At 45.8% G+C, this 1,547-nt stretch carries 1 protein-coding gene and 1 pseudogene; both read right to left on the bottom strand.

Annotation, left to right across the window (positions count from 1 at the left end; genetic code table 11):
* Positions 1 to 1,054: GspE/PulE family protein (locus WAW39_RS00780; protein ID WP_422314761.1), on the bottom strand; the 1,054-nt coding region annotated here is incomplete at its 3' end.
* Between the two features lie 3 nt (positions 1,055 to 1,057).
* A pseudogene (locus WAW39_RS00775) lies at positions 1,058 to 1,547 on the bottom strand (hypothetical protein); the annotation flags it as partial.

Raw genomic sequence — 1,547 nt, 5'->3', positions numbered from 1 at the left:
CCTTCAACACCTCGTGCATACCAATACGGCCGGAATATCCATCTTCAAATTCACTGCTCTTTACCGGTTTGTAGAAAGGGATTTTATCCCAAGTATCTTTCGCGCCCACGATGTTTTCCTCTTTCAGAAAGTCTAGCACCCTACCCAAATCAACTATTTTTTCAAGATTTTTTATCTCGGCAGGCGACAAAAAATATTTTTCCTTGTCGGGAGTGAGTCTACGCACCAGTCTCTGCGCGATGATTGTCTTGACGGTGGCAGTTATCAAAAAAGGCTCCACTCCCATATCTATCAATCTCGGAATTGCGCCAGAAGCGGAATTCGTGTGGATGGTGGACAGCACCAGGTGTCCCGTAAGTGAAGCGTTCACTCCCAACCCTGCCGTCTCTCCATCGCGAATCTCCCCCACCATCACAATGTCCGGGTCTTGACGCAAAAGAGAACGAAGCCCGTTGGCAAAGGTCAGACCGATTTCCGGCTTCACCTGCGTCTGATTGACTCTCGGCATTTGATATTCAATAGGGTCTTCCACGGTAGAAATGTTTACTTCCGGTCTGTTTAGAATATCAAGCATCGTATAGAGCGTAGTGGTCTTGCCGGATCCGGTCGGACCCGTAGCGAGTACCATTCCCGTTTTTTGTTTCAGAGAGTTGTGTATCCTCTCCAGTCCCTCGCCGTGGAAACCGAGCGTCTCCAAAGAAAATCCGTGCGCATTTTCTTTTAGAATTCTGATAACTGTTTTTTCTCCGAAGAAAGTGGGTAGAGTGGAAACACGAAAAGAAATTTTCTCCCCGTTTTGTTCTATCTTAAATCTGCCGTCTTGAGGCAATCTTTTTTCATCCAGTTTCAAGTTGGACAGCACCTTAATGCGCGCGGTGATGCCAAGCCCCGCATTTTTATCCAGCACCATCGCATCGTGCAGGATGCCGTCTATACGGTAACGCACCGTGAGCTCTTTTTCCCCCGGCTCAATGTGAATATCGGATGCATTTTGTAAAATGGCGTGAAAGATGAGAGAGTCCACAATCTTCACCACTGGCAAGTCCTCCGCCATTTCTTACAATTCAGATTCTGATTTTTCTCCCGGCTTCTTGCCATCTTCCGAGGAAGAGACATTAAGTGACATAGATTCTTTCTGAATGATATCTTGAAACTCGGCTTCCAGGCTTTGCCTATACTGTACGAGCACAAATCTAATGGAAGAAGTATCCGTCAGCCTGGGCAAAATTTTCAATCCGGAACGCTTCTTGATGAAATCAATTACCGGCAAGTCATCCACGTCCAGCATCGCCACTTCCATGGTATCTTGGTTTTTTTTATAAGCGACGATATTGTAGTTGCGGGCAATAGGCTCGGGGATGAGAGAGAGCACGGAAAAATCTATTTTCTGATTAGTTAAACTGATGAATGGTATGCCCAAGACGAAAGCTTCCATCCGTTTCAAATCCGTCTCGGAAATTTTACCTAGAGAGAGCAAAATGTCTCCGAGCTTCTGTTTTGTTTTTTTTGCTTTTTCTTCCGCTTCTTCAAATTGGGAAGGCTTCACC

This window comes from Prosthecobacter sp., from assembly GCF_049294395.1.
GTDB lineage: Bacteria > Verrucomicrobiota > Verrucomicrobiia > Verrucomicrobiales > Verrucomicrobiaceae > Prosthecobacter.
This window is presented reverse-complemented; position numbering and strand designations above follow the sequence as displayed.